We start from the raw sequence: 5,535 nt of genomic DNA, 5'->3' as shown, positions 1-5,535 counted from the left end.
TGTAACTCACGCCGTTATCTCAGCAGCGGCAACCAGTTTAATACTACAATCAGCCGATCCAGTTGTCCTGGGGACAGCGGTGTTAACCAGTCAACTCCCCGACATCGACACCACAGACAGCGCCATCGGTTCCATGTTCTTTCCTCTGGCTCAATGGATAGAGCGACGATTTCCGCATCGCAGCATTACTCATAGCCTACTCGCCACCGGGGGCATCGCCCTACTGAGTTACCTGTCCTGGCTAGTGTTTGGCGGCTTCTCCTGGAAGGTTGCGATCGCTATTCCTCTAGGTCACTTAATCGCCTGCTTTTCCGACACATTCACCAAACAAGGGGTGCAATTATTCTTCCCAGAACCAGCCTGGTGTGTGTGTGGAAGTAACCCACGACGGCGATTGAGAACCGGAGGGCATGGGGAATACTGGGTAATGGCTTTCTCGGTTCTATGCCTGGTGGTGAGTCTGCACATTTCCGGCACCGGTGGAATCGTGCAGAAGGCTACAACCTCACTAGGATTGAAAGATCCTAGCATCATGCAAACTTATAACCAAAACGCCGCCAATCATAGGATATGGGCAGAAGTTGAGGGATATCGAGCCAGCGATCGCTCCCCCGTTTCTGGTCGATTTCTGGTCGTTGGCGAAGACTCCGGGTTTATCTTAACTGATGGAACAAAAGTCCATCATGTCGGAAAATCCCTGATTACCTCATCGCTCAAGCTGGAGGTAGGCAAACCTGTCACAGTTACCACTCAACAACTCACCTTTGACGATGAGGAAGTCAATCCCAAGTTAAAAACAGTCACGGGCGAAGCTTATTTAAATGGTTCTGTCGATATCGATATGCCCGAAACCGTCACAGCAGCCGGGGAAATGCTCACCCTAAACGGTTCTAAAGTCACCTTGAACTATTGCCCTGTATCCCTTGCTATGCAAGCCTTGGAGAACCAATGGGCGATTGGAGCGCTGGAGGTGAAGACCTATGAATAAGTGGCTAATCATTGCCCTCGTCGGGCTGTTACTGTTCACCAATGGGAACAAAGTCTCTAGAAAAATAGAACCCGCGATCGCGGGTAATGATGTAGAGACGCGCCATGGCGCGTCTGTACTAGAAAAAAATGACCAGATCACCGGGGACGATACTAAATCTCTAGAAAAATCTGCCCCGGCGCGAACTCGAACCCGTCACACCGTATCCGCCACCGTCGCCAAGCTGGAGAACATCCAAGTCAAAGAAGGCGATAGAGTCAAAATCGGTCAAGTCCTGGTGGATAACCCGGATGAGAGGAAATTTCTAGAGACTAAACGTAGGGAATTAGAACTCGCGATCGCAACCAATCAACCTGTCCCGATTCCACCCTCACCCCCCATAGCCGATTACTCAGCAGAAGTCGCGGCGGTTGAATCAGCGAGGGCGATGTTAGCCAGTTTAAATCAAACCCCATTACCCGAATATCGGTTTACCACTACTGAACTGATCCAAGTGATGGACAGAGACATTATTCGGGAACGTCAAGAGCTTGCGTTGGAGCGCGTAAGGTCTGAACAAACCTTAAATCAAGCGATCGCCAACCTACAAACCGCCAAATCAGATTACCAGCAGCGACTGAACGATTACCAGTCCAAAGTGATGGAAGTTGAGCGAGAGAACCAAGAACGACAGTTAAAGCAAGCTAAATTCAGACGCGATTTAGCTGAACTAGACCTACGCAAGGACTACGCAAGCACTACGCGAAGTCCGTACACGGGCAGAGTACGACAAGTGAAAGTCCTGGGGCAATCAGAATCTGGGTTAAAAGTCGAGATTACCTTACTGGTGAGTGAATGATGAAACCCACGCCCCAAGCACTGCACAAGTCCTGAGTAAGCACTGCACAAGCACTGCATAAGCCCTAAACAAGCCCTAAACAAGCCCTATTTTAGAAGAGGTGCTGACAATGAAACGAATTATCGGAGCGATTACCTTAATAATTGGAGTAGGAGCGATCGCGATCGGTGTTAACTCCCAAAAACTCCCTAGAAAAACTCCCCCAAACTCCCTTTACTGTCGTTTAACTCCCGGCAGCGTGTACGACGGCGACACATTCCGAGCCACCTGCGAAGGAGAAACAGAGGAACTCAAAGTTAGGCTATGTGGGATTGACGCACCAGAGAAAGACCAGGCGCTGGGAATCGAATCCCGCGATACCCTAAGAGAATTAATGGGGATTCATTCTGACCTTTTCCTGGTGGTAGTGGATCGCGACAGATACGGGCGCAAAGTGGCAGAAGCCTTTGTTCCCACAGGTCGAGGGGAAGAGGAGATTTTTATCAACGCAGAGATGATCCGACGCGGCATGGCTTGGCACTATGAGCGCTATTCCCAGAACTGTCCGAACTGGGATGTTTTTGATCAGATGGTCACTGAAGCGAAGGAGAAACGGTTGGGGATTCATGCCAAGTCTGATTCGGTACCGCCTTGGGAATGGAGGAAGCGGTAGCGATCGCACTCCTCCCCATCCCTATAAAATATCAGTAGCGATCGCCACCCTGGAACAATGCCCATCCACCGTCAGCGTTATCCTACGAATTGGTCAGACATTGCCCAACGAGTTAAAGCAGTTACTCCCCTACATAGCATTGGGGGTTTCCACCATCAGGGCGAGAATACGCCGATCTTTCTCCACACCGTCTGCCTCGGCTGTCCGTATCGTATGGACATTGACAGTCTCCTGATATTGAACTGCGAATTGGGCTTCCTATTTCTGGAGTAGGCGATTCACTTGGAGTTGAAAGTTCGACTGGATTTGGCGACACTTCAGGAGGTTGACTTGTTCCGTTCAGCGTCACAAAATCTTCACGAATCCACCCCTGAGCGCCTGAACGAGGGAACTTCACCAAATACCAAGTTGAGCCATCGTCACCTGTTTTCTTTTCGATGATTCCTACACGATCGCCTACCAGCCCATACCCCAAACGCTTGCCACTTAGAGAAGGAGTCTCTCTAAGGTTGATTTGGGAATTGGGGTCAGTAGCCGTTAGAACTGCTTCCGATGTGACTGTTGCGGTTTCTGTTGCGGAACTAGCTCTGGAAGACTGTTGATTACCCGATGGCAAAGTATTGCGATCTAAAGTTGAGTTAGCTCCAGGTTGAGAAGGTTGTTCCACTTCAGGCTTTTCAGCCGCCCTTTGCTGCGGTGTGAGGGAAGGGCTAGGCGACGGAGAAGGTGGTGGAGTTGGCGACTCTAAGTTTGGTGAGCTAGTTGACGGATTGGTAGCTTGGTTAGCTGTTTGCTGTGGAACCAACAGAGAGCTAAAGCCTAGTAATACAAAAAACAAAACCGTTGCCAATCCATACGTTATTAGAGCTTTTATGCGAGTTGGAGAGGTAGTGGGGATTACTAGACTTGGACGAATTAACCCAACTATGAGCGCTATTGGCGACAGTAAAAATAAGAGGAGGAGAGCCAGAAACAAGAGATAGTAGAAAAACACATTAACGGATGAAAGGAGTAATAATCCTAACAAAATTGCTGTCACAAAAAACAGAGATTTAGCCCAAGATTTAAGAAAACGCAGCGCATTATATTGGCTTGTCATACGCCCCTGTTCCACAAGGTTAGCAGCTTGTTTCTTAAGCCACTGGTTATTATTGAGTGGAGCGTCGAGAAGCTGCGAAAGCTGGAGAAAAATTTTTTTGGGGATTTGAAGTAATGTTTTAACCGCTTCTTCTTGCTGTCTTTTACGTTTTTCTTCCTCCCGCCTACGTTCCTCTTCCTCTTGGCGTTTCCGTTCTTCTTCGGCTTGGATTCGAGCCTTAACTCCCTCTGGATCGAGTAAGTATTCGTCAGCTAAAATTTTCAGTCGATCGCCTTCTAGAATTAACTCGTCAATGACGGCTTTTAAGTCCAAGTAAGGCTCTCGAGCCTTTTGTTTAGAACGTTGAACGGCGCGTCGTTTGTCAGCTCTTAGGCTTCCAGCTACTTTACGCTTGCCCACAATGTCAAAAACGATAGAGCCAAGGCTATCGGCGCTTGATTGTGCGGCTTGCTGATTGATACTCCGTATAGTTGCCGACAACTTTTTCTTAACAGCTCGAAGTTGTTTTTGGGCTAGCGTAATTTGCTTAATCTGTTGCTTTACTGATTCCGGGGTATCTAGCGTTAAAGAAAGTTTTTCGGCGGACTGCCGAATCTCTTCATTGATATCCATACCGTTTGTTTAATGATTAGTGCAAACCAAGCGACCCAAGAGGAAGTAGTATGCTTACTAGAGAATTAGGTACTAGACTCTAAGCCTTATCCAAGCTACTTCTTATTAAGCCTAGGCAAAAAACTGCTACGTTGACCTCCGTAAATTTACAGATTTTGTCAGTAATTTTCCGCATGGCTAGTCATCCTCTTTAACCTCAAGTTGGTAAATTCTCAAACTCGGATGCTCCCCCATCAAGCGCCAGTAACAACCCCTAGGCGGTGGAGAGGGTCTGTCGCCACATCGATACAGAAATACTAGCTCATCTTTAAGTAGCTCTGTAAGAGTGATCTTCAATAAGTTTTGGTCGCCACAGTCCCAAATTACATGAGATCTTCCCCAGTATCCCGCGTTGAGGAGGCTGACACACAGCCACTCCATCACTGATTGAATCTGCTCTGGGGGTAAACCGCAGCTACTCTGCCCAGGGTAAAACTAGCCAACGTCCCACGAGGGGCAATCTAGATGATATTGCAGCTTTCAGTATTTGAGAACAGATGAGTCGCTATTCATAAATTATCGCCCAAATCCATACCCCAGATGCTTTTCAGCCAAATCAGTCAATCCGCCCAAATGTTTTAGCAGGGTTAATTCGTCAACTATGTCCCCAACCGGGAATAGCTAATTGGACACTTGCCTATACAGCATAGTTAATTCATAAATTATCATGATCAAAAATTCCAAAAGCCAAACAAACTGTTTTATCAGTTTCCGAGTTACTGTAATTGTCGCCGTTTGTGTTACAACGTTGGTTCTCGGCTATAAAGCGATAACCCAGCCTGAATTCAAAGGTCGCGTTGATTTTGAGTTTAAACACAAAGAATCCCAGTTAAAAATGGGCATTGAACGCGAATAATAGTTGTTAGCTCAAGACCTGTTTGGTTCACGATTCATCAACAAAACGTCCCCAGGTTGTCAGCAATCTGGGGACTCTTAGCCCAAATCCTAATAAGCTCCCATCCCCCAAAGCTCATTCATCCTCCTTAAACTCAAGCTGATAAATCCTCAAACTGGGATGTTCCCCTATCAGCCGCCAGTACGAATGCTCCGGAGGGGGCGAGGGTCGTGAGCCGCATCTGTAGAGAAAGATTGGCTCTTTCTTCAATAGAGCGATGAGGATAATTTTACTCCAATCTTGATCGCCCCAATCCCAGAAGAGATAAGACTCTCCAAAGTATCCCGCGTGTAACAGGCTGGCAAATAACCATTCCATCACCGACTGAATCTGTTCTGGGGATAAACCGCAGCTACTCTGCCCATAGGTTTGAATGGTTGGCTTGTTGGGTTTCGTGAAGGAGCGGATTAGG

Annotated in this window: 6 protein-coding genes; 4 read left to right on the top strand and 2 right to left on the bottom strand. The window is 47.6% G+C overall.

Translation table 11 applies throughout. The features are described from left to right. From RID53_RS07845 to RID53_RS07835, 3 genes are all read left to right on the top strand, one after another. On the top strand, positions 1-988 hold a 988-nt coding region (locus RID53_RS07845), incomplete at its 5' end, for a metal-dependent hydrolase (protein ID WP_446387579.1). After that, positions 981-1,826, top strand: coding sequence for a hypothetical protein (locus RID53_RS07840; RefSeq protein ID WP_446387578.1), 846 nt, complete (start codon positions 981-983; stop codon positions 1,824-1,826). The genes RID53_RS07845 and RID53_RS07840, both read left to right, overlap by 8 nt. Before the next feature lie 109 nt (positions 1,827-1,935). Then, entirely contained in the window at positions 1,936-2,478 is a 543-nt protein-coding gene (locus tag RID53_RS07835) for a thermonuclease family protein (RefSeq protein WP_446387577.1), read from the top strand. Positions 2,479-2,599: 121 nt separating this feature from the next. Here the strand turns inward: RID53_RS07835 and RID53_RS07830 are convergent, their stop codons facing one another. Beyond that, positions 2,600-4,189 (bottom strand): SH3 domain-containing protein, encoded by a 1,590-nt coding sequence (locus RID53_RS07830; protein WP_446387576.1) that lies wholly within the window; start codon positions 4,187-4,189, stop codon positions 2,600-2,602. Positions 4,190-4,895: 706 nt separating this feature from the next. On the opposite strand from RID53_RS07830, the gene RID53_RS07825 reads away from it, so the two are divergent. Next, on the top strand, positions 4,896-5,084 hold the full coding sequence (locus RID53_RS07825; RefSeq protein ID WP_446387575.1) for a hypothetical protein: 189 nt from the start codon (positions 4,896-4,898) through the stop codon (positions 5,082-5,084). A 114-nt stretch (positions 5,085-5,198) separates the two neighbouring features. Here the strand turns inward: RID53_RS07825 and RID53_RS07820 are convergent. Next, the coding region (locus RID53_RS07820; protein WP_446387574.1) for a hypothetical protein at positions 5,199-5,535 on the bottom strand (337 nt) is incomplete at its 5' end.

Source organism: Coleofasciculus sp. B1-GNL1-01 (assembly GCF_040220235.1).
Classification (GTDB): domain Bacteria; phylum Cyanobacteriota; class Cyanobacteriia; order Cyanobacteriales; family Coleofasciculaceae; genus Coleofasciculus.
The sequence above is the reverse complement of the archived record's forward strand: the minus strand, read 5'-3'. Positions and strand labels throughout refer to the sequence as shown.